Source organism: Clostridium sp. LIBA-8841, assembly GCF_034439435.1.
Taxonomy (GTDB): domain Bacteria; phylum Bacillota; class Clostridia; order Clostridiales; family Clostridiaceae; genus Sarcina.
The window spans coordinates 134,041-157,324 of sequence record NZ_JAPCKJ010000004.1 but is presented as its reverse complement, the minus strand read 5'-3'; the positions used below and the strand labels follow the sequence as shown (position 1 = coordinate 157,324).

Genomic DNA, 23,284 nt, shown 5'->3' with positions numbered 1-23,284 from the left:
TTTTCGAAAGAATAATTTTTTCGTAAATAAAGATTATAAAAACTAATAAGGGGACAAATATGGCAGAGAAAAGATATCAATTTTTTATAAAAAGAATTTTCGATATATGCATTGCTTTAGGAGGACTGATATTTTTATTACCAGTTATAGCTATAGTTGCAATATTAGTTAGAACTAAGTTAGGAAGTCCTATTATATTTACTCAAGAAAGGGTTGGAAAAGATAATAAAGTTTTTAAAATGATGAAGTTTAGAACAATGCGAGATGGAGTAGATAAAATGGGAAATATCCTTCCAGATGAAGAGAGGTTAACTCCTTTTGGAAAAAAACTTAGATCTTCAAGCTTAGATGAACTTCCAGAATTAATAAATATACTAAAAGGTGATATGAGTTTAGTAGGGCCAAGACCATTACTTGTTGATTATCTTCCTTTATATAGTAAAGAGCAAATAAGAAGACATGATGTTATGCCTGGGTTAACAGGATGGGCTCAGATTAATGGTCGTAATGCTTTATCATGGGAGAAAAAGTTTGAGTTGGATATTTTTTATGTGGATAATTGGTCGTTAAAACTTGATTTTAAAATATTTATTTTTACTTTTTATAAATTGTTTAAAAAGGAAGGAATAAGTCAAGAGGGTATGGCTACCACAGTTAAATTTAATGGGAGTAATTAATAATGAAGGATTTAGTAATAATAGGTGCTGGTGGAGTAGGACAAGAGTTGATTTCAATTATTAATCAAATAAATAAGAGAGAAAAACGTTGGAATGTATTAGGATTTATTGATGATAACCAAAGTATACAGGGCACTGAGATCCTAGGATATAAAGTTTTAGGAGGAGTGAATTGGTTACTAAATTACACTGCTTATAGAAAAAATATTGATGCTGTAATAGCAATTACTAATTATGCTGTAAAAAAGAATATTGTAGAAAAAATTAATGGTAAGGTTAGCTTTGCAACATTAATACATCCAGATATTTATATTCACGAAAGTAATAATATTGGGGAAGGAACAATTATTTATCCAGGAGTTATTATTACCGTTGATATAAAGATAGGAAATCAAGTCATTATAAGCCCAAAATGTGGAATAGGTCACAATTCGGTAATTAAAGATTATGTTTCTCTTTTATGGAATGTTAATATTTCAGGGCATGATCATATAGAAGAAGGTGTTTTAATAGGTTCGGGTTCAACTATTATTCAAAATAAAAGAATTGGACAAGGAGCTATAATTGGGGCTGGAGCCGTTGTAGTTAAGGATGTAGATAAATGGACAACTTCCGTAGGAGTTCCAGCTAGGACTATTAATTTATGAATTAAAGGAGGTGTGAACATGAAAAAAGTCCTATATGTAACTACAGTTAGTAGAACTGTAAATGCATTTTTAATTCCTCATATAGAGATGCTTATAGACAATGAATATGAGGTTCATTGTGCTTGCTCTATAGACAAAGAGATTGATAAGAGGTTAATAAAAAAAGGTATTAATATTCATAATATATCCTTTAGTAGAAATCCTTTAAGTTTAGATAACTTAAAGGCTTTTAAGGAGTTAATAAAGATACAAAAAGAAAATAAATATGATATGGTTCATGTTCATACTCCTATAGCCTCTATATATGGAAGGCTTTTAAAAATTAAATTTAAGAAGTTAAAAACAATTTACACAGCTCATGGATATCACTTTTTAAAAAATGGACCAAAGATTGGTTGGATTTTATATTATCCTATAGAAAAAATTATGGCTAAGCTTACAGATGTAACTATCAATATAAATCAGGAAGATTTTGAAATAACTAAAAATAAGCTGAAACCTAAAAAGGCTTATTTGGTAAATGGTGTTGGATTAAATCTCGATGAATATAGTTCTTTAGGAAAAGAAGAAAAAAGTAAAAAGAGAGAGGTGTTAGGCTTAGAGGAAGAGGATTTTGTAGTAATAATGATTGCCGAGCTTAACGAAAATAAAAACCAAATTCAACTCATAAAGGCAATGGAATTGTTAAAGGATAAATATCAAAATATAAAATGCCTAATTGTTGGAGAAGGTGATAAGCTTCAAGGTTTAAGAGAAGAGGTTAAAAATAGAAAGTTAGAAAAAAATATAATTTTCTTAGGGTTTAGGACAGATATAAATGAATTAATAAATGCAAGTGATATAGGAGTACTTCTTTCATATAGAGAAGGGTTACCTAGAAACTTAATGGAGATTATGGCTAATGGCAAAAGAATAGTTGCTACCAATATAAGAGGAAATAGAGATATTATTTGTAATGACTTTATTGGAAGTTTAGTTGAAATTGATGATTTTGAGGCTACAGCTAAAGCTATAGAAAATTGCTATTTAACATCAGCTAATGAAGAGGGAATTTTAAAAGAGGTTAAAAACTATGCGATTTCAAGTGTATTAGAAGAACTTAAATTTATATATAAGAACCTTCAAGAAGGAGGGAGTTATAATGAAAAAATGTCTTCATATATTACCAATGAATAAGTTAAGTGGAGCAGAAAAAATGGCACTTCTAATGTGTAAGAATATGAGGGGATATACTCCAGTAGCGGTATGTGGTGGAAGAGCCTTAAGAGAAATTTTTGAAAAAGAAGGAATAGAAAGCTATGACATAACTTTTTCAAATAAGAAATTATTCAAGACACTAAGTAGTTTAAAGAATATTATAGAAAAAAATGATATAAAAATAATTCATGCTCATGATAATAATGCTTCCTTAAATGCTTATTTAGTAAAAAGAATTTTTAGACTAGATGTTAAGGTTATATCTCATATACATAATTGCTACCCATTCCTAAAAGATAAAAATGTAAATAAGCTTTTGGATAGTTATCTTAGACCTAGATATGACTATAACATAAGTTGTGGAAAGTTAGTTTTTGACTTTTATAAGGAAAATACTAAGTATTTTAGAGAAGATAAAACAGAAATATTATCTAATGCTATGGACATAAAAGAAATAAATAGTTTTGACAGAAATAAAAGCAATGAAATTATAAATGAGTTTAATATTCCAAGGGATAAAAAAATATTTGGATTTATAGGTAGATTAGATGAGCAAAAGGGTATTATTCCATTTATAAGAGAATTTTCAAAACACAAGGAAACTTTTAGTGATTGTAAATTTCTTTTAGTGGGAAGTGGTTCTCAAGAGGATAAAGTTAAGTCTCTAATAAAAGAATTAAAATTAGAAAAATATTTTATATTAACTGGATTTCAAAAGGATACGTATAAATTCTATCCAATAATAGATGTATTTTTCTTGCCGTCTTTATATGAAGGACTGCCAATGGTTTTACTGGAAGCAATGGCATTTAAAAAGCCAATAGTCTCTATGGATGTAGGAAGTATCGGTGAGGTAATAAATCGAAAAACAGGTGTCTTAATAAAGGAAGGAAATTACAAAGAATTTATAAAAGCTTTAGAAGACATGAAGAATGATAAAGACAAAGCCATAAAATATGGGGAAGAAGCAAATAAATTTGTAAGTGAAAATTACAATATAGAGTCTTATGTTAAAAAAATAGAAAAAAATTATAAAAAATTAATAAGTTGATTTAACAAGGAGTAGTAGTGTGGAAAAGTTACTAACAGTGTTTACACCATCATATAATAGGGCATATATATTACACAAGTGTTATGAAAGCTTAAAAAAACAAAGTTGTAAGGATTTTAAGTGGCTAATAGTAGACGATGGGTCTACTGATAATACAAAAGAATTAGTAGAGATGTGGAAAAATGAAAATAATGGTTTTGAAATAAATTATATTTATCAAAATAACCAAGGTATGCATGGTGCACACAACACAGCATATGAAAATATAGATACAGAATTAAATGTATGTATAGATTCAGATGATTATATGCCAAAGGATGCAGTGAAAAAGATAAAGAAAAGTTGGAATAGAGTAAAGCATAATAAAAAAATAGCTGGCTTAGCTGGGTTAGATGCTTATGAAAGTGGCGATATAATTGGAGGAAGTTTTCCAGAAGAATTAAAAGAATCTACTCTGTTTGAGATAAATAATAAATACAAAATACCAGGCGATAAGAAGTTGGTATATAGAAGCGAGTTAACTAAAAAGTTTCCATATCCAATATTTGAAGGAGAAAAATATGTTGGACTAGCTTATAAATACTATAAGTTAGATGAAGAGTATAGATTAGCACTAACAAATGATGTTTTATGTATAGTTGAGTATTTAGAAGATGGTTCATCTAAAAATATGATAAAGCAATATAAAAAAAATCCAAAAGGATTTGCTTTCTATAGAGTTGAAAATATTAAGAACTCAAGAGCCACATTAAAATTTAAGTTTAAAGAAAGTGTGCATTATGTATCCAGTTCTTTTCTTAGTAGAAACAAAAATTTCTTAAAAGAATCTCCATACAAAATATTAACTTTATTATCAATTCCATTAGGAGCTTCACTTTATTTATATATAAAGAAAAACGATTGATTAACAAAAGAATGAAAGGAGAAATTAATGGCTGCTTTTTATTTTGCTTTAATATCATCATATGTACTTTCTTTAATAGCTAGAATAGTGAAAACAAAAAAAAAATATCCTAATTTATATTTTTCTATTTTTGTTATATTGATTTTGGCATTACTTGCTGGATTAAGATGGGGAATAGGTGATACTCCGGCCTATGTTCATTTATATAGTTTAATAGAACCGGGATATGATCCAAAGGGTGGATACGAACCAGGATTTGTTTTATTTTTAGCAATTTTAAAAGGTATATCAAAGGATCCACAGTTTATGATATTTGTTACAGCCGTAATTACTACAGTACTAAATTTATGGACTATAAGAAAGTATTGTAAGGATAGTTACTTTGAATTAGCTGTTTTTACATATATAGCATCAGGATATTATTTAGTAACTATGAATGGAATAAGACAATCTTTAGCAGCATCGATAATTTTTGCAGGAACTTCTTTCATAATAAAGGGAGAATTTAAAAAGTATTTATTCTTATGTATTTTAATGACCACTTTTCATACTTCAGCTTTTGTTATGATTCCAGCGTACTATGTTGTACGAACTGAAGCTTGGTCTAAGAAAATATATCAACTATTAGTATTATTTTTAATAGGTATGATTTTATATGAGCCATTAATGGAAATTATATATAAATTATTAGGAAATTCTAAATATGCTGATTATCAAAACTTTAATGAAGGTGGAAGTAATATATTGAGAGTTATAGTATTTGCTGTACCGGTAATTTTATCTTATATAAAGAGGGATAAATTAAAAGAATGGACGGAGGCAAATGTTTTTATAAACATGTCATTAATTAGTTTTTTAATAATGGGATTTTCTTTATATAATTGGATATTTGCAAGATTTACTATATATTTTCAAATTTATAGCTTCGTACTATTAGCATATATTATAAAGAAGTGTTTTTTTGGAAGTGAAAGACGGTTAATTTATTTTGGATTTTTAGTATGTTATTTCTTATTTTTTATATATGAATATAAGATAAGTTTAAGAATTGTTTATAGTAGTAATTTTAGTATAAGCAAATATTTTTATTATGTGATTGAATAAAGGTTAATTAGGAGGATGAAATGAAAAGAATACTTCATATAGTAGGTGGAATGAATATAGGTGGAACAGAGACTATGCTTATGAACCTATATAGAAAAGTTAATAAAGACGTAAGTTTTCATTTCATATCCTACTATGAAAAAGAAGCTTATTATGATAGAGAAATTGAGTCTTTAGGGGGAAAAGTAATAAGAATAACTTCGCCTAATAAGGTTGGTATGGTTAAGTCAATAAGAGAATTATGTATGGTTATAAGGGAGAATGGTCCTTATGAAGCAGTTCATGCACACACTCTGTTTAATTGTGGAATTGCTATGATTGCAGCCAAAATATGCGGAGTTAAAGTAAGGATATCTCATGCACATACAAACTTAGATAATGATATGAGCTTTATTAGAAAAGTATATATGTCATTAATGAGAGGCATTATAAAAATTTTTTCTACCAATTATTTAGCATGTAGTGATGATGCAGGAAAATATCTATTTGGACAATGTATAACAAAAAATAAGAATTACATTAAACTTCCTAATTATATAGATTATTTAAAATTCTTAAATTGTAAGGAAAGTAATATAAGAAAAGAGTTAGGAATAAATGAATCAGATGTTGTGGTTGGCCATATAGGAACATTTAAGACTTCTAAAAATCATAGTTTCTTAATAGATACAATAAATAGCATGATTAAAGAAAATAACAATGTTAGATGCATATTAGTTGGAGATGGAGAGCTAAGAAATGAAATGGAAAGTAAGTGTAGGAATTTAGGAATATATGATAGATTTTATTTCTTAGGATTAAGAGAAGACACAGAAAAAATTCTAAATTCATTAGATTTATTTATTTTTCCATCTATATATGAAGGACTAGGGTTAGTTATGTTGGAAGCTCAAGCTTGTGGCTTACCTTGCTTAGTCTCTGAGGCCATACAGCCTGAGGCAGATTTAGGGTTAGGGTTAGTAAATAAAATAGAGTTAAAAGATGAATCTAAAGTCTGGAGTGAAGAGGCTTTAAAGTTAGTTGGAAGAAAAGATAAGAATCAAAAATTAATAAAAAAAGCTTTTAAGAATAAGGGATACGATTTAGAAAATATAATAAATACTTTATTAAAGGTTTATAAGTTTAATTAAGATAGGAGGTGAAGTTATTGAAAAAAGTATTAATAGGATCCTTCGATATGGAAGTTGGAGGGGTTGAGAGAAGTCTTATAAGTATGCTTGATAACTTTGATTATGATAATTATGAAGTTGATTTAATGTTATATAGTCATACTGGAGATTTAATGCCTTTACTTACTAATAAAGTTAATCTCTTAAAAGAAGATAGTAAATATGCAACCTTTAGAGAATCTATAAGTGAAACCTTAAAAGAGGGGCATATTTTCCTTGGGACTTCAAGAATTTTAGCAAAAATATTTGCAAATTTAAAGGGAAAGTTAAACAAAGTCCATGAGTATGGTATTTATCAGATGCAGCTTATGTGGAAATACAGTCTTCCTTTCTTACCAAAAATAGAAAAAGAATATGATGTTGCAATAAGTTATCTTTGGCCTCATTACTTTATAGCTGAAAAAGTAAAGGCTAAGAAAAAGATAGCTTGGATTCATACTGATTATTCAACTATAGAAACAGATGTTAAATTAGATCTTAAAATGTGGAATAAATTTGACTATATTATTGCTGTATCAGAGGAATGTAAAAATGCTTTTTTAGTAAAATACCCTAGCTTAAAGAAAAAACTTAAGGTTATAGAAAATATAACTTCACCGGAATTTATAAAAAAGATGGCAGAAGAAAAGGTAGAAGAAAACATAGAAAAAGATAATAGCTTTAAAATACTTTCTGTAGCAAGGCTTTCTCATGCTAAGGGAATTGATAATGGAGTAAAAGCCTTAAAGCTTTTACATGAAAGAGGATTAACTAATATTAAGTGGTATGTAGTAGGCTATGGTGGCGATGAAGAGGTTATTAGAAGTTTGATAAAAGAAAACAATCTTCAAGAAAGTTTTATCTTATTAGGAAAGAAAACTAATCCATATCCTTATATGAAGACATGTGATTTATATGTACAACCTTCTAGGTATGAAGGTAAGGCTGTAACTGTAGGTGAAGCTCAAATATTAGGGAAACCCGTTGTGATAACAAACTACACCACAGCAATAAGTCAAGTTAAAGAAGGCTTTGACGGATATATATGTGACCTATCTGTTGAAGGGATAGCAGATGGAATAGAAAAACTATTCAAAGATGAAGCATTAAGAAAAAGTTTGACTCTTAATTGTGAAAAAAGTGATTATGGAAATCCGTATGAGTTAAATAAACTGTATGAATTGATAAATTTATAAGGTTATAAGTCATTAAATAATTAAAGGATAATTTATTTAATGTTTTGAAAAATATTGGGTTAGTTTGTGGAGGAGTTTTATGTTGCCTAAGGTAAGTGTAATTGTTCCTATATATAAAGTAGAAAATTACTTAAATAGGTGTGTTGATAGCATAATAAATCAAACATATGAAAATTTAGAAATAATATTAGTTGATGATGGCTCACCAGATAAATGTGGAGAAATAGCTGATTGTTACGAAAGAAATGACAGGAGAATAAAGGCTCTTCATAAAAAAAATGGAGGATTATCAGATGCAAGAAATTATGGAATGGATTTTGTAACTGGAGATTATGTTCTTTTTGTAGATAGTGATGATTGGCTTAAGGCAGGGATGATAGAAGTACTTGTGAAAAATTCCATAGAATTAAATGCAGATGTTGTTCAATCAGGATTTTATTATGCTTATGAAAATTATTTGCTTTATGATAATAGATATTATTTAGAGGAATCGAAGCCTATAGTTTTAAAGAGAGAAGAATTAATGTATGAGCTTGTTGTAAATGAAAGAGTAAAAAATTTTGCATGGGGAAAGCTTTATAAAACAAGTTTAGTAAAAGATATATCATTTAAAAAAGGTGTTCTTTTTGAGGATGTTTTTTGGGCACATAAGGTAATGGATAGAGTAAACAAATATGTAATTATTCATAAACCAATGTGTTATTATATGCAGCGTGAAGATAGTATAGTAGCCACATATACAGAAAGGAACTTAGATATTTTAAAAGGACTTAAGGAAAGACATAGGTTTATAGAAGAAAAATATAGTAGCTTAATAAGTGAATCTCATAAGATACTTTTCAAAACAAGTGTCATTCATTATCAGTTGCTAAAAAAGAAGAAAAATATAAAAAATAGAGAAAACCACATGTATGGTATTAAAAAATATATTAGAGATGACTATAAAGGTATAAAAAAATCTCTTGAAAATGAAACAGAATTAATGTGGCAGTTAAAATTATTTAAAATCAATCCTACTATAAGTGAAATGTATATGCTTACAAATAAAGTTCTTAGAAAATTAAAACTTAAGAAGGCTGAGGATGGCTTAATGAAAATAGACCTTTAAATAAGGAGTAATAAAGAATGAATGAGAAAAAAGAAAAGTTCAGTAAAGCAATAGTAATAGCAATAACTAAAATTTTTAATTGCCTGCCAATAAAGAAAAACAAGATTTTTTTTTATAGTTATTATGGAAGTCAATATGGATGTAATCCTAAGTATATTTCAGAATACATAGTTAAAAATTATCCAGGAAAATTTGATTTGGTTTGGGCTTTTAGTTCATTAAAATCTAAGGGAAATATACCTGGAGTAAGAAAAGTCAAAATAACATCATTAAGATACATTTATGAATTATGTACATCTAAGATAATTATAACAAATTTTAGAACAACAGATACTTTTATAAAAAGAAAAGATCAATATTATATTCAAACTTGGCATAGTTCTTTAAGACTTAAGCAGATAGAAAGAGATGCAGAAGATACTTTGCCAAAAGATTATGTTAAAATGGCAAAGTCTGATTCTAAAAAAATAGATTTGTTATTATCTGGATGTAAGTATAGTACAGATATTTTTAAAAGAGCATTCTGGTATGATGGAGAAATTTTTGAACATGGAACGCCAAGAAATGATATTTTCTTTGAGAAAAATACTATGGCAAATCAAGAGATAAAATATAAGCTAAATATAAATAAGGATAAAAAGATAATATTGTATGCTCCTACTTTTAGAAAAAATAATGGATTAGAAGTTTACAACATAGACTATTCTTTAATCATCAATAGTTTGAAAAATAAGTTTAATAATGATTGGTTTTTTTTAGTTAAGTTACATCCGCATTTAGTTTCTAAGTCAAGGGATTTAGTATTTGGAGAAGGTGTAATAGATGTAACTTCATATGATGATATACAGGAGTTATTAAGTGTATCAGATATATTAATTTCTGACTATTCATCATTAATGTTTGATTTTGCTTTAAGTGAAAAACCATGTTTTTTATATGTACCAGATTTAGATGAATATACAAAGGCAGATAGAAAATTATATTTTGATATAAAAGCTCTTCCTTTTATATCAGTAAAAAATAATATTGAGTTAAAAGCTGCTATAGAAGATTTTGATTTATATAAATACAAGAAAGGTTTAAAAGATTTTTCAAAAGAAATAGGGAGTTTTGAAGAAGGAAAATGTTGTGAAAATTTATTGAAACATATAGAGGAAGTTTGTTTTAAATAAGGGGGATATAGGGATGAAAAAATATAGGATAGGTTATACAACAGGGGTTTTTGATATGTTCCATATTGGACATTTAAATATAATAAAAAGGGCAAAAGAACAGTGTGATTATCTTATAGTAGGGGTTAGTACTGATGAGCTAGTTCAAGAATATAAAAATAAAAAACCAATAATACCTTTTGATGAAAGATGTGAAATTGTACAAGCTTTAGAATACGTAGATAGAGTTGTTGCTCAAGAAAATAGAGATAAATTTTGGGCCTGGAAAAACCTAAACTTTGACGTAATGTTTGTTGGAGATGACTGGAAGGGTAAACCATTATTTATAGAAGTTGAAGAGGAATTTAAAAAAGTTGGTGTAGATATAGTGTACTTTCCATACACAAAGGATACATCTTCAACTATATTAAGAGAAAAATTAAGTTTTATTAAATAAAAATGAGGTAGTTAAATGAAGCCAGAAATAAGTATTATAGTTCCTATATACAATGTAGAAAAATATTTATCCAAGTGTATAGAAAGTATATTAAATCAAACATTTACTGATTTTGAATTAATTCTAGTTAATGATGGATCAAAAGATGGAAGTGGAAAGGTTTGTGATGAATATGCTTTAAAAGATAATAGAATAAAAGTAATACATAAGATTAATGGTGGAGTAAGCTCAGCTAGAAATTCAGGAATTAATTTAGCTTTAGGAAGATATATTGGATTTGTAGATCCTGATGATTATATAAGAAAAGATATGTATGAAAAATTATATTATATATGTAAAGATGAGAATGCAGATATATCTATATGTAAGTTAGGTAGAGAAATTAATGGGAATTTAGTTGATAAAGAAGATACCGAGTCAATTATTGAATTAAATAACATTGATGGATTAAGAGAATTATTTAAAGGGATTTTATACAGGTTTTCATTATGTAATAAATTATTTGAACGAGAATGTTTTAGAGACGTAATGTTTCCAGAAGGAAGAATACATGAGGATTTATCAACAACTTACAAGCTTTTTGCAAATGCTAAAAAATCGATATACCTCGATTATACTGGGTATATATATGTAAAAAGAGAAAATAGTATTCTTACAACCACTTATAATGAAAAAAGACTACAAGCATTTATTGGTTGGGATGAAATATTAGAATTTATGATGAATAAGTATCCAATGCTTGAAGAGAGAGTTGTTGCATGTTTTGGATACGCATGTATAGATCATATTAACTATATTATAAATCAAGTTATTGGATTTGATGATAAGTATAGATTATTAAATTTTATAAGAAATGAAGTAAAGAAAAGATTTCATTTATTAATTAGAAATAAAATATTAACAAATAAGATGAAAATAACAATGATATTGTTAAGTTTAAATAGTAGATTATTAATAATTTTAAAGTCTAAAAGGAAAAAGTGATTTATGAAAAAGTATTTGATTATTAATGCAGATGACTTTGGTTTAAGCAATTCCATTAATGAAGCAATAATAAATTTGTTAAATGAAAACAGAATATCATCTGCTACATTGATGCCTAATGTTGCTTCTTATGATCAAGCTGCTAGTTGGAGTAAAAATAATTCTAATAGTATAGGATTACATCTTACACTTGTAAATGGAGGATCAAATAAAAAATTTAATAGTTTAACAAGAAAAGCTTCATTAGAGGATGATTCAGGGTATTTATTTGAAGATAAGTTTTATTTTATGAAAAATTTCAAATACAAGGAATTGAAGAAAGAAATTGATATGCAATTTAAAAAAATTGTAAATGATGGTATAAAAATTTCTCATGTAGATACTCATAGATATGCAATATATCCAACTCATAACCCATTAGCATATATTTATTTATGTAAAAAATGCAAAGAATACAAAGTAGCAACGAGATGGTGTAGAAGAGGTCCATATTTTGTGGGTGAAAAAATTTCCAATTTATGTGATTCATATCCAGCTTCACAATTTTTTGCTTCTATAGCGGACATTTATAATGTTCCAATACCTGATTATGTTTTTAAATTTCCGTATAAAGATTTACTTATTGACTATGAGGAGAAAAAGAAGGGATTTATAGAAATGTTGAGTAAATTACCAAATGGAATAAGCGAGGTTCATATACACCCGTCTGTAGATGATAGGGATATAAGAGAGATTACTGAAACATATGAAGAGAGGATACATGAATACAATTTATTATTAGATAAAGATGTCATTGATGCTATAGGTAAGTTTGGAATTAATATAATAAAGTATTCTGATATATCCTCTATAATAAAGCCACAAAATAAACTTAAATCTTTTTTCAATATTATAAGATATGGAAGTAATTACGCTTTTAAAATTTTATATAAAAAGATAAGAATTAGTTAATTAGAATATAAAGGTGGTATAGTAAATGAAAAAGAAAATACTATTTGTTATAGATTCTTTACACTGTGCTGGAGCAGAAAAAAGTTTAATAACACTTTTATCATTAATAGATTACTCAGTTTATGAAATTGATTTACAATTATTTGGATATGGTGGATCATTAGAAGAATTAATACCCAAAAAGGTTAAGTTATTAAAACCTCTTCAGTATACAGAGTTTGCAAATTTAAGTATAAAAGAATCAATTTTATATTCTATAAGAAAAATGAATTTTAAAATGTTGAATTCTAGAATTAAATTTTCTAAGGAAATAAGAAAAGAAAAATATAGTAATGCTCAAAAGGCTAGGTTATTTTGGCAATGTGCTTCAAATGCAATAGAAATTAATGAGAAAGAGTATGATATTGCTATAAGTTATGCTCAAGGAATTCCAACATTTTATGTATCAGATAAGATAAAAGCAAGAAAGAAGTATGCTTGGGTTAATGTAAGCTATAGGTTAGATCAAGTCGAAAAAACATTTCAAAAAAAATATTATGATAGGTATAACAAAATTATAGCAGTCTCTCATTCAACTAAAGATATATTATTAGAAACTTTTCCTGAATATCATAGCAAGATTGAGATTATATATGATATAAATGATCCAAATTTTATTTTTAAGATGGCTAATATAGGGAAAAGTTACGAAGATGAATTCAATGGCATTAAAATACTTACAATTGGAAGACTAGCTATGCAAAAAGGTTATGATATTGCATTAGATACATGTAAGAAGTTAAAAGAAAAAGATGTTAATTTTAGATGGTATGCTTTAGGAGTAGGACCGTTAAAAGAGGAAATAGAAAAATATATAAAAGAGAATGATTTAGAAAATAACTTTAAGCTACTAGGAGTCAAACCTAATCCATATCCATATATAAAAGATTGTGACATTTATGTACAAACATCTAAATTTGAGGGGTTTGGATTAGCTATTGCAGAAGCAAGAATGTTAAATAAACCTATAGTAACTACTAGATTTGATGCTGTTTTTAATCAGATGATTCATGAAAAAAATGGACTAGTTGTTGATATGAATTCGCAAGGTGTTTATGAAGGAATAGTTAAGTTAATTAATGATAGTAATTTAAGAAGAAGTATAGTTGAATATTTAAGAGAAGAGAAAAAAGGTAATTTAGAAGAATTTGAAAAGTTTCATAAATTACTTGAATCTAGTTAAAGGATAAATTTATATGAAAAGTATATTATTTATGGCAATAAATATGAATATTGGGGGAACTGAAAAGGCTTTATTAACAATGATAAATCAATTATCAAAAGAAAAGTATAAAGTAACTATTTTATTATTAGAAAAGTATGGTGGATTTTTGGAGCAAATTCCAGATTGGGTTGAAGTTAAATATGTCAATGAATATAAAGAATTAAAAAAATATATTAATGAACCACCACAAACTTTAGTTAAAGAGTTGTTAAAAAAGAAAAAATATATTAATGCACTTGAAGTTTTTTTAAATTATTTTATGTCAAAGTTTAAAGGTGATATTTCTTGTTATTATAGATATTTATTAAAGAATGTAGATAGTTTAGAAGAGAAATATGATATTGCTGTAGCATATGCTGGACCGATGGATTTCATAACATATTTTGTTGCTAATAAGATAAAGGCGAAGAAGAAAGTACAATGGATTCATTTTGATATAACTAAAGTTGGATTTAACAAGAAGTTTGCTGAAAAAGCATATAGTAAGTTTGATAAGATTTTTGTTGTTTCAAGGGAAGGGAAAAATAAAGTAGATAGTTTAATACCAAGCTTAAAAAATAGAACAGAGGTATTCTTCAATATTATATCTTCAGATTTTGTAAATAAGATGGCAAATAAAGACGAAGGATTTACTGATGATTTTGATGGAATAAGAATATTAACTGTTGGAAGATTGAGCAAAGAAAAGGGACAAGATATAATAATTCCAGTTTTAGAAAGATTAAAAAAGGATGGTTATGAGGTTAAGTGGTACTGTATCGGTGAAGGTGTTATGAGAAAAGAACTTGAGTACATGATAAAAAATAAAAATCTTAAAGAAAATTATATTCTCCTAGGAAGTAAAACAAATCCTTATCCTTTTATGAAAGAATGTGATATATATGTTCAAAGTTCAAGACATGAAGGTTATTGTATAACTCTCGCTGAGGCTAAATGTTTTAACAATCCTATAGTAACAACAAATTTTACTGGAGCTAGTGAGCAGATTAAAAATGGAAAAAACGGTTTAATAGTTAATTTCAATGAGGATCAAATATACATGGCTATTAAAAGAATTATAATAGATAAAAAGTTAAGAAATTTAATGAAAAGTAATCTAGCACAAGATTTAGTTGATACTACAGGGGAAATAGAGAAGTTTGATTTTTAAGTTTCTAGAAGAGGGATGATGAGCGTAATGAAAAAAATATTATTCATGGTTAGTAGTATGAATATTGGTGGCGTTGAGAAATCGTTACTTTCTTTGTTATCAATAATTCCTAGAGAAGAATATGAGGTTACTGTTTTACTTTTAGATAAGAGTGGAGGGTTTTTAAATCATATACCTAGTTGGGTTAAAGTTGAAGAGGCAATGTGGTTTAAAGATATAAAGCCTATAATAATGGAAGCACCACAAGTAATATTAAAAAATTATATAAAGAAAAAGAAGTATATTGACGGAGTGCTATTCACATTTTCCTACTTTATAGACAAGCATTTTAAAAATAGATATCTTTATTATAAAAATATTTTAAGAAGTATTCCTATAAAAGAAGATGAATATGATGTTGCTATAGCTTATGCAGGACCAACAGAAATAATAGATTCATATATAACACATAAAGTTAAGGCTAAAAAAAAGATTGGATGGGTACATTTTGATGTATCAAAACATGATATTAATACTAATTTATATTTAAAATTATATAGTAAAATGGATAAAATTTTTATTGTATCTAAAGAAGGAAAGGCTAAGTTCGATAAAAAATTTTCATCAATATCAAACAAATCAGAAGTTTTTAAAAATATAGTTTCAAAAGAAGTGATAAGAGATATGGCTTGTGAAAAAGTAGATTTTGATGACGCTTTTGAAGGAATAAAAATAATAACTGTAGGGAGACTTTCAGTAGAAAAGGGCCAAGATTTAGGAATAAAGGCATTAGCTAGATTAAAGAAAGCGGGATATAAAGTTAGATGGTATTGTGTTGGTGAAGGAAATTCGAGGAAAGAATATGAATCTATTATAAAGGAATATAAGTTACAAGATGATTTTATTTTATTAGGTGCTAAGACAAATCCATATCCTTACATGAAAATGGCAGATATATATGTTCAGACATCAAGACATGAGGGATATTGTTTAACTCTTGCAGAAGCAAAAGTATTAAATAAAGAAATAATAACAACGAATTTTACTGGTGCTAATGAACAGATAGAGCAAGGTAAAACAGGACTTATTGTAGAAAGTAATTGGGAATCTGTATATGAAAATATTAAACATATTATTGATAATAAATTGAGAAGAGAAGAAATTTTATAAAATGTATCTAAATTTATATTTGGTATAACTAAGCAAAGGTGTAATGATATCTAAAAGAGAGGTTAAAATGAGAACAAAAAATGCAGTTAAAAATATTTCTATGAGTTTAATGGCTCAAATTGTAATTATAATATTGGGTTTTATATCAAGAAAAGTATTTATAGATAACTTAGGAACAGAATATTTAGGAATAAACGGATTATTAACAAACGTATTATCAATGATGGTCTTGATTGAAAGTGGTATTGGTATAAGTATAGTCTATAATTTATATAAGCCTTTAGCCGAAGGTAATAAGGAAAAAATAACAGCATTGGTTACTTTATATAAGAAGGCATATAAAGTATTAGCTTTTATAATTATTGGAGTTAGTGTTACATTATATCCTCTATTAGGAAAAGTAATGAAAACAGAGAAACAAATATCAGGATTATTATTAGTTTATGGTATATTTGTGCTTAAAAATGTAGTTTCATATTTAAATGCATACAAATGGGCCTTGATAAATGCGGATCAAAAGGGATATGTTTTAACTAGAAATAATTTGATTTTTCAGATAGTAACAACTATTTCAAAAATCATAGTGCTTATGATAACACAAAATTATTTGCTTTTTTTGTTTGTAGAATTGTTAATATTTGCAATTCAGAACCTTGTTAATACAAAAGTAGTTAAAGAAATGTATCCATATGTAAATTCTAAATATAATTATTCTATAGATTCAGAAACTAAAAATAACATAAATAAAAATGTGAGAGCTATGTTCTTACATAACATTGGAGGATATCTTGTTTTTAGTACAGATAATATTTTAATATCTTCATTTATAAATGTTTCAACAGTAGGATTATATTCAAATTATACTATGATTATAGGACAATTATCTGGATTGCTATCTCCAATAATCGGGGGGATAGGTGCTGGTATTGGAAATTTAATTGCAACAGAAAATGAAGAAAAGGTTTATGAGATATTTAAAACTACATTTTTCATAAGCTTTTGGATATACTCTTTTGCAACTATATTTTTATATAATTTACTAGAGCCGTTTATAAACTGGTGGATTGGAGAAGGATATTTACTAAATGAGTTTGTATTTTCAGTAATATTGATTAATTTTTATATTAATGGTATGAGAAGTGTTATAGGAACATATAAAAGTAAAGCAGGATTATTTGTACAAGATAAATACATGCCTGTTTTAGAGGGAATAGTAAACTTGGTAATGTCACTAATACTAATAAAATACTTAGGACTAGTAGGTGTTTTTTTAGGAACAACAATAAGTACACTTATTGTTCCTTTTTGGAACCAACCAAGAATAGTCTATAAAGAATTATTCAAAAAATCAGTAAGCAAATATTTTGTTACATATTTAGTTTATTTAATAATAATGTTATTAGTGGGATATTTAACAACTAATATATGTAATTTTGTAGTTAATGGATATAGTTTTATATCATTGATAATTAGAGGAAGTATATGTGTAATTATTCCTAATATAGTTTATTGTATATTATTTCTTAGAACAAAAGAATTTCAGTATTTATGGTCCTCTATTAAGAATCAAATAAAGAATACAAGACTTTATAAGATAGATTTATAAATTTTACTTATATATAATTAAAATAAGAGTTAAATAACAAGAAAAAGATATTAGAAAATATTATAAATTTTTATAAAATAAAGAATTGAATAACAAGATAATAGGAGATGTTATGGAATTAAGTAGGGAGCAAATTAAAATAACAAAGGGTATAGCAATATTATTTATGTTATTATTACACTTATTTTGCATTAAATCCTATGAAGGATTGTACACACCTTTAATATTTATTGGTGATGTCCCACTGGTATATTATTTGGCTTTATTTGGAGATTGTTGTGTAGTGATATATTGCTTTTGTAGTGGATATGGATTGATGATAAGTTATGAAAATAATAGACAAGAATATTTAAGAAAAAATTTAATAAGAATTTTTAAGTTGTATATTAATTTTTGGATTATATTATTTATTTTTGTAGTAGTTTTAGGATTTATAACTGGGAAAAGTAATGAGTATCCAGGTAGTTTGAAAACATTTTTGCTAACTTTTACAGCAATATCTCCAGGTTATAATGGAGCTTGGTGGTTTTTAACTACATATATAATATTAGTTTTAGTATCACCTTGTATAAATAATATTATTAAGAAGCATAATGTTTATGGAATTCTAATAATTTCATTTATATTTTATTTTTTAGCATATATACAAAGAATAAAAGGGATAATAATGTTAGAAAATGAAATGTTAAATTGGGCAATCAGGCAATTAGCACTCTTTGGAACATCACAACTTCCTTTTTTTATTGGAGGAGTATTTGCTTATAGAAGGATTTATTCTAAGCTATATAATATTTCGAAGAAAATAAAGTATAAAAATGCCTTGGGAATTTCAGTAATATTTTTAATGATTATAGCTCATGGGTTTGTAGAGAGTTTATTTGTGGCAGTATTTACTGGAGTAGTGTTTATATGTATTTTTAATATTATAGACAAACCTAGATGGGTTAATAATTTATTGGATTACTTAAGTAATCATTCAACAAATATGTGGTTAATTCATATGTTCTTTTATATGATTTATTTTAAAGAATTAGTTTTTGCACCTAAATACAGTTTTTTCATATTTTCATGGCTAATAATTTTATGCCTAGTTAGCTCATATATTATTAAATTAATAGAAAAGCCTATAAATAAGGTTTTGGATAAATATTTAAATAAGAATAATGCTATGGCAAAGTAAATTTGCCATAGCATTTTTTTATTTCTCTTCAATTTTTAAATTTGGATTTTGTTTTGCTTTAGGATCGCATAGTTGTAAAGTTTGTGGAGAAAGGGTGTTATTTATTGATAATAGATTTATATTATTAAGTGTTTTATCTGTAAGCCCTATCACTACATAGGATGAATTAGGAAGGTTTATAGTGTTTGAATCTAGAATTAAGTCTTCTTGAGGAACTAAATCTCCAGCACTTCCACCAGTTCTATCATCATAGAAGTTAAAAAGTCCTATAGTACTATTTGAATTAATTATATTATTTCTTAATACTATATCTTTTTTCATTGCATAATGAGGAAGTTTCAATAAAAAGTCAGTATTGTTTATTGTGCAATTCTCTAAAGAGATATTAGCACCTTTATACCAGTATGGGAATTGGATTTTGAAGTTTGTTATTTTAGAATTTTTAATATTGTAACTTGCATCATAGTATCCAGCATTACAATTCCAGTTAGAAAGTGTGCAATTGTTTAAAACAAAAGTTCCATGAAGATTACCAGAAACATTTTCTAATTTGCAGTTTTCATAAATTCCACCATGGTTTTCTTTTGACTTATCATGAATATAACAATCTTTAAAATTACCAATAGATAATGATGAATAAATGCCCGGTTGAGGGGTTGAGTCTCCGATATCACATCTAAGATATAGTCCAGTACCAATCTTATTTTCAGCACTCTTTTTAATTATAGAATTTTTAACAACAAGTTTCCAATTATCATTATCTACATATCCAATTTTGATACCTCCATTAATAGTATTACTATAGAATCGGCTATAGCCGGTTCTTAGTTTGTTTCCATGTCCTAAATTAGCATCTGTTAATCCTTTTGAATTTCGTACTATATAGGAATTTGTTCTTTCCCAAAAATATAATTTGCCACCCTTCATTTCTTCAATAATAAAATTATGACCAGCAGCTGTTAAAAATTCATTATAAGGATTATCATAAAAATTAAGTCCTCTAAAGGTCGCATCTTGCATTAAGTCCCAACCATCTTCTGCATCAAAGGCACATTTAGCTAGTGATTGTCCTGATTTTGTAAATTCACAGTTTTCTACTAACATATCTTTCATAGCAGCAGGAGCTAAGCCAACAGCTCTACAGTTTTGAAATTCTACATTTTTAAATGCACAGTGAGTTGGTACTCTAAAAAGTTGAACTGAAAGGTCCGTTGGTTTATCTGTACTTAGTAATGTTACTTTCATGAATTTAGCATCTTTAGGAACGCTAATTCTCCTATATTGGTATCCATCAACTGATTTTAGGAACTTTTTATTCTCATCATAGAAGTGAGATATCAAATTCCAAGTAGATGCTGAATTACCTTGATAACCTAAATATCTACTAATACTTAAATAACCAATATCTCCATATCCAGTTATATCTATGAAATTTGAAGTAGTTCTACTATCAGAAGCAATAGCTTCACCGTTACTTCTATCTACATCTCCAAGAGTAAAAGCATCATCAATTTTTTTAGGATAAATATAAGTGTAACCAAGAGATTTATCTCTTGAATTAGCGATTCCATTAGTTCCACCATATCCAGTTATATCTTTTACAACTAGGTTTTCAAAGGAGCTATATTTGCTTTCTCCACCTATACTTATGCCATGAACCCATTCTGAACTATTAGGTGAGTTAGCATAGTCGTGACTATAATAATCTCCTTCTATAATTCCATTTATTACGTGTGAATCAAAGGTGTTATTTAAATCAACCATTAAAGCTCTATCACCAGTAAATTGATTTTGTTTAAAGGTAGCACCATTCATATCAATAGTAAAATCTGTTGGTATATATATTGGCTCTAAGTGGTCTATTCTGTAAACTCCTTTTAAAAGAGTAACTTTATTAAATCCTTCTGCTTTTTTGTCATCTAAAAACTTTTGTAATCCAAGTCTTGTATTTTTAGATTCTTCCATAACAGCATTTTTATTATAATCAGGTGCATATTTTACTATGGTTTCTCCCCACCATTGACCAGGTTCTCCAGTACCTTTTGTGTCTGCAATGATACAAGTATAAGTCTTAGGTGATGGAATTATGCTTTTTGCGGCTTCTTCAAGAGCAGCTTTTACTGTTGTAGAGGTTGGGTTTGTTATATTTAGAGTTTTTACATCTTTTACTTCATAATTATCTGTATTTTTAATGTTATATTTTATTAAATCAGCTTCGGTCATTATATATTCATTAATTAAAGCTTGGTTTTCTGTAGAATTTTCACATTTACAAACATAATCACATTCACATTTTCCAGAGTAAACTGTTTCTGCTGTGCAATCATGAGGAGCTTTAAATTTACAAGAGAACTCACATTCACATTTTGGTTTTGGAATTTCAGTATTTTTTACTAGGAAAAAGTTAAAAAGTTCATGAGAGTTTCTTCCATACTGGTCAGTAGCTATTATTGAGAATTTTTGTTCACCTAAATTTGCGAATTTTCCAAGGTTTACTGAATGATCTCCACCTTTTAAGTCTTTCATTACGATATCATCTTTTCCATCTATTTTAACTGTAACAGTGAAAGTATAATCAAAAGTTTCTTCAACATATTCAGTGTGGTTGTAGTCTGTTATATAAAAGTCTATGATTACATCTTCACTTGGAGTTACTACAGGTTTTATATAATAGGTTGAAATATAGGGAACTTCGTTAGGATTAACACTACTTAATGGAGTATTTAAAGAAGACGAATATATCCCGTATGCTCCAGAAAGGAATAGGGGAGCAATTAAAAATTTTAAAAGGTTAAAGCTAGATTTTTTATCACATTTTTTCATAAAAAGAAGTCTCCTTTATTTATATATTGAGGGATAAAATTTAATAAGTTTTTCTAATAATAGTTTATTAAATAGGAATTTAAGTTGTTCTACCAATTATTAATATTTAAACAAGTTATTTATTATGTCATTTAAAAATAAATATCTTTTTTATTTCTAATTTTCACAGCTCATTCTCACTTTAATTCATATTTATATAGTGAAGACTTATTTATCACTACAAATGTAGGGTTTAGTTTACTTAATAAAAGAATTGTTTAGTGAGGAGAGTATTTTTATTTTCTTTACTTTTACTAGCAAAAGAATAAGCTGTTTCATTTATGTATTTATTGTAAAAATATAGAAAATAATAAGTTTTTTTATTGAGTTTTAGAATTTATAATGATAAAATTAATTTACAATAAATAACATAACAGTATAAGTTATGTAAAATAACTTGTGGTAAATAGTTTTAAATAACATAACTGATAAATATTGATTTGGAATGATAGGATTTCTAAGTTTAAAGTTAAATACTCTAGGAAAGTAAAATTTTTGTTTGTGGAAATTAGAATTTTATTGGTAGTAGTTATCAGATGAATTTTTGGTTTGAGAGATTTTAAAATTAAGAAAATGATAGGTATTATGTTAGGGGAGAGTATGAGTTATGGAAAGAAGAGCAAGTGAGTTAAGAAACAAGAGGTTAGTTTGGCTTAGAGAAAATGCAAAGAAAGGAAATAAAGTTGCAATCAATGAACTTATTTTAAGAGCAAAGGATGGGGATAAGGATGCTATGGCAGAAATCATAGGGTTATATGAAGGATTAATTCATAAGCATGCGTCTAGATTCTTTTTAAATGGTTATGCTCTTGAGGATTTAGAGCAGATTTCTAGATGTGTTGTTATTGAGTCAGTTCATAAGTTTGATGGAGATTTTGGTTCAGATTTTATATTTTTTGTAAGTACTAATGTTAAAAATAAGCTTGGAACAATGGGGAGAAAAAAGGATAATAATGAAAACTTTTCAAGCTTAGAAGAACCTACTAGATCTGGAGTTATTATTAAGGATACTCTTGAAGATAAAGTTTCGATAGAGGATGAGTATATAGAAAAGGAAAGAATAAGAGCTTTAATAAAAGTATTGGGGTCATTACCTAAAAGTGATAGAGAATTCATATTATATGTTCATAAGGACAGAGGAAATCTACAAAAATATTATGAAGAGCATAGAGATGAAATGACTTATGGGAAGGTTAGACATAGAAAAGATAGCTTATTAAAAAAGATTAGAGAAGCAATGAAAGATTATAAATAGATAATTTACTTTTTAGATGATATGTCAAAGTGAAAAAGAATAAAACCTATAAACTATTAGATTATTTAATAATCCTAGGGGAAAGGGTATAAGTTTTATTTTAAGTAGTTTTTGATATATCATCTTTTTATTTCTTCAATATTTAAACTTATTATTAAAAACGCTAGTGGTGTATAAAATGAATTAAGTTTATTTAATATAATTAAGTTAGGCTATGTTTTAAATTAGTGTTGCTTTTTAGAT

At 26.9% G+C, this 23,284-nt stretch carries 20 protein-coding genes; 19 read left to right on the top strand and 1 reads right to left on the bottom strand.

Features of this window, described 5'->3' with window-relative positions:
* The first annotated feature begins 59 nt into the window (after positions 1–59).
* The 18 genes from OIF33_RS11755 to OIF33_RS11670 all read left to right on the top strand — a co-directional run bounded on the left by OIF33_RS11755 (position 60) and on the right by OIF33_RS11670 (position 18,924).
* The gene (locus OIF33_RS11755; RefSeq protein ID WP_322504449.1) at positions 60–677 is read left to right on the top strand and encodes a sugar transferase; all 618 of its coding nucleotides are present in this window, start codon (positions 60–62) and stop codon (positions 675–677) included.
* 2 nt (positions 678–679) lie between these two features.
* Entirely contained in the window at positions 680–1,324 is a 645-nt protein-coding gene (locus OIF33_RS11750; protein WP_322504448.1) for an acetyltransferase, read from the top strand.
* A gap of 18 nt (positions 1,325–1,342) precedes the next feature.
* Positions 1,343–2,500, top strand: coding sequence for a glycosyltransferase family 4 protein (locus OIF33_RS11745; RefSeq protein WP_322504447.1), 1,158 nt, complete (start codon positions 1,343–1,345; stop codon positions 2,498–2,500).
* Complete coding sequence (locus OIF33_RS11740) at positions 2,466–3,572, top strand: glycosyltransferase (RefSeq protein WP_322504446.1); 1,107 nt, start codon at positions 2,466–2,468, stop codon at positions 3,570–3,572. The genes OIF33_RS11745 and OIF33_RS11740 overlap by 35 nt, the downstream gene beginning before the upstream one ends.
* 19 nt (positions 3,573–3,591) lie before the next feature.
* Positions 3,592–4,476, top strand: coding sequence for a glycosyltransferase family A protein (locus tag OIF33_RS11735; protein WP_322504445.1), 885 nt, complete (start codon positions 3,592–3,594; stop codon positions 4,474–4,476).
* Between the two features lie 27 nt (positions 4,477–4,503).
* Positions 4,504–5,580 carry an EpsG family protein gene (locus tag OIF33_RS11730; RefSeq protein ID WP_322504444.1) on the top strand — a complete coding sequence of 359 codons (1,077 nt, stop codon included), beginning with the start codon at positions 4,504–4,506 and terminating at the stop codon, positions 5,578–5,580.
* Positions 5,581–5,600: 20 nt separating this feature from the next.
* Positions 5,601–6,710: a glycosyltransferase family 1 protein gene (locus OIF33_RS11725; protein ID WP_322504443.1), complete on the top strand. Its 1,110-nt coding sequence runs from the start codon at positions 5,601–5,603 to the stop codon at positions 6,708–6,710.
* A gap of 17 nt (positions 6,711–6,727) precedes the next feature.
* Entirely contained in the window at positions 6,728–7,924 is a 1,197-nt protein-coding gene (locus tag OIF33_RS11720; RefSeq protein WP_322504442.1) for a glycosyltransferase, read from the top strand.
* 79 nt (positions 7,925–8,003) lie between these two features.
* Complete coding sequence (locus tag OIF33_RS11715) at positions 8,004–9,032, top strand: glycosyltransferase family 2 protein (RefSeq protein ID WP_322504441.1); 1,029 nt, start codon at positions 8,004–8,006, stop codon at positions 9,030–9,032.
* A gap of 17 nt (positions 9,033–9,049) precedes the next feature.
* Positions 9,050–10,204 (top strand): CDP-glycerol glycerophosphotransferase family protein, encoded by a 1,155-nt coding sequence (locus OIF33_RS11710; RefSeq protein ID WP_322504440.1) that lies wholly within the window; start codon positions 9,050–9,052, stop codon positions 10,202–10,204.
* A gap of 13 nt (positions 10,205–10,217) precedes the next feature.
* Positions 10,218–10,640, top strand: coding sequence for an adenylyltransferase/cytidyltransferase family protein (locus OIF33_RS11705; RefSeq protein ID WP_322504439.1), 423 nt, complete (start codon positions 10,218–10,220; stop codon positions 10,638–10,640).
* Positions 10,641–10,655: 15 nt separating this feature from the next.
* Positions 10,656–11,624 carry a glycosyltransferase gene (locus tag OIF33_RS11700; RefSeq protein ID WP_322504438.1) on the top strand — a complete coding sequence of 323 codons (969 nt, stop codon included), beginning with the start codon at positions 10,656–10,658 and terminating at the stop codon, positions 11,622–11,624.
* Positions 11,625–11,627: 3 nt separating this feature from the next.
* A complete protein-coding gene (locus tag OIF33_RS11695; RefSeq protein ID WP_322504437.1) occupies positions 11,628–12,575 on the top strand; it encodes a carbohydrate deacetylase in 948 nt (315 codons plus the stop codon).
* Positions 12,576–12,600: 25 nt separating this feature from the next.
* Positions 12,601–13,797 (top strand): glycosyltransferase, encoded by a 1,197-nt coding sequence (locus OIF33_RS11690; protein WP_322504436.1) that lies wholly within the window; start codon positions 12,601–12,603, stop codon positions 13,795–13,797.
* A gap of 13 nt (positions 13,798–13,810) precedes the next feature.
* Positions 13,811–14,989 (top strand): glycosyltransferase, encoded by a 1,179-nt coding sequence (locus OIF33_RS11685; protein ID WP_322504435.1) that lies wholly within the window; start codon positions 13,811–13,813, stop codon positions 14,987–14,989.
* 27 nt (positions 14,990–15,016) lie between these two features.
* Positions 15,017–16,138 carry a glycosyltransferase gene (locus OIF33_RS11680; RefSeq protein WP_322504434.1) on the top strand — a complete coding sequence of 374 codons (1,122 nt, stop codon included), beginning with the start codon at positions 15,017–15,019 and terminating at the stop codon, positions 16,136–16,138.
* Positions 16,139–16,205: 67 nt separating this feature from the next.
* Complete coding sequence (locus OIF33_RS11675; protein WP_322504433.1) at positions 16,206–17,744, top strand: oligosaccharide flippase family protein; 1,539 nt, start codon at positions 16,206–16,208, stop codon at positions 17,742–17,744.
* A gap of 112 nt (positions 17,745–17,856) precedes the next feature.
* The gene (locus tag OIF33_RS11670; protein WP_322504432.1) at positions 17,857–18,924 is read left to right on the top strand and encodes an acyltransferase; all 1,068 of its coding nucleotides are present in this window, start codon (positions 17,857–17,859) and stop codon (positions 18,922–18,924) included.
* An 18-nt stretch (positions 18,925–18,942) separates the two neighbouring features.
* On the opposite strand, the gene OIF33_RS11665 is transcribed toward OIF33_RS11670, so the two are convergent.
* Complete coding sequence (locus OIF33_RS11665; RefSeq protein WP_322504431.1) at positions 18,943–21,747, bottom strand: hypothetical protein; 2,805 nt, start codon at positions 21,745–21,747, stop codon at positions 18,943–18,945.
* A gap of 646 nt (positions 21,748–22,393) precedes the next feature.
* Between OIF33_RS11665 and OIF33_RS11660 the strand changes: the two genes are divergently transcribed.
* Entirely contained in the window at positions 22,394–23,041 is a 648-nt protein-coding gene (locus OIF33_RS11660; protein WP_322504430.1) for a sigma-70 family RNA polymerase sigma factor, read from the top strand.
* Positions 23,042–23,284 lie beyond the last annotated feature (243 nt).

Excerpts from the sequence above, each read along its gene's own strand:
- OIF33_RS11755 (WP_322504449.1), top strand. The coding sequence starts at position 60 with ATGGCAGAGAAAAGATATCAATTTTTTATAAAAAGAATTTTCGATATA.
- OIF33_RS11750 (WP_322504448.1), top strand. The coding sequence starts at position 680 with ATGAAGGATTTAGTAATAATAGGTGCTGGTGGAGTAGGACAAGAGTTG.
- OIF33_RS11745 (WP_322504447.1), top strand. The coding sequence starts at position 1,343 with ATGAAAAAAGTCCTATATGTAACTACAGTTAGTAGAACTGTAAATGCA.
- OIF33_RS11740 (WP_322504446.1), top strand. The coding sequence starts at position 2,466 with ATGAAAAAATGTCTTCATATATTACCAATGAATAAGTTAAGTGGAGCA.
- OIF33_RS11730 (WP_322504444.1), top strand. The coding sequence starts at position 4,504 with ATGGCTGCTTTTTATTTTGCTTTAATATCATCATATGTACTTTCTTTA.
- OIF33_RS11725 (WP_322504443.1), top strand. The coding sequence starts at position 5,601 with ATGAAAAGAATACTTCATATAGTAGGTGGAATGAATATAGGTGGAACA.
- OIF33_RS11715 (WP_322504441.1), top strand. The coding sequence starts at position 8,004 with ATGTTGCCTAAGGTAAGTGTAATTGTTCCTATATATAAAGTAGAAAAT.
- OIF33_RS11710 (WP_322504440.1), top strand. The coding sequence starts at position 9,050 with ATGAATGAGAAAAAAGAAAAGTTCAGTAAAGCAATAGTAATAGCAATA.
- OIF33_RS11705 (WP_322504439.1), top strand. The coding sequence starts at position 10,218 with ATGAAAAAATATAGGATAGGTTATACAACAGGGGTTTTTGATATGTTC.
- OIF33_RS11700 (WP_322504438.1), top strand. The coding sequence starts at position 10,656 with ATGAAGCCAGAAATAAGTATTATAGTTCCTATATACAATGTAGAAAAA.
- OIF33_RS11695 (WP_322504437.1), top strand. The coding sequence starts at position 11,628 with ATGAAAAAGTATTTGATTATTAATGCAGATGACTTTGGTTTAAGCAAT.
- OIF33_RS11690 (WP_322504436.1), top strand. The coding sequence starts at position 12,601 with ATGAAAAAGAAAATACTATTTGTTATAGATTCTTTACACTGTGCTGGA.
- OIF33_RS11685 (WP_322504435.1), top strand. The coding sequence starts at position 13,811 with ATGAAAAGTATATTATTTATGGCAATAAATATGAATATTGGGGGAACT.
- OIF33_RS11680 (WP_322504434.1), top strand. The coding sequence starts at position 15,017 with ATGAAAAAAATATTATTCATGGTTAGTAGTATGAATATTGGTGGCGTT.
- OIF33_RS11675 (WP_322504433.1), top strand. The coding sequence starts at position 16,206 with ATGAGAACAAAAAATGCAGTTAAAAATATTTCTATGAGTTTAATGGCT.
- OIF33_RS11670 (WP_322504432.1), top strand. The coding sequence starts at position 17,857 with ATGGAATTAAGTAGGGAGCAAATTAAAATAACAAAGGGTATAGCAATA.
- OIF33_RS11665 (WP_322504431.1), bottom strand. The coding sequence starts at position 21,747 with ATGAAAAAATGTGATAAAAAATCTAGCTTTAACCTTTTAAAATTTTTA.
- OIF33_RS11660 (WP_322504430.1), top strand. The coding sequence starts at position 22,394 with ATGGAAAGAAGAGCAAGTGAGTTAAGAAACAAGAGGTTAGTTTGGCTT.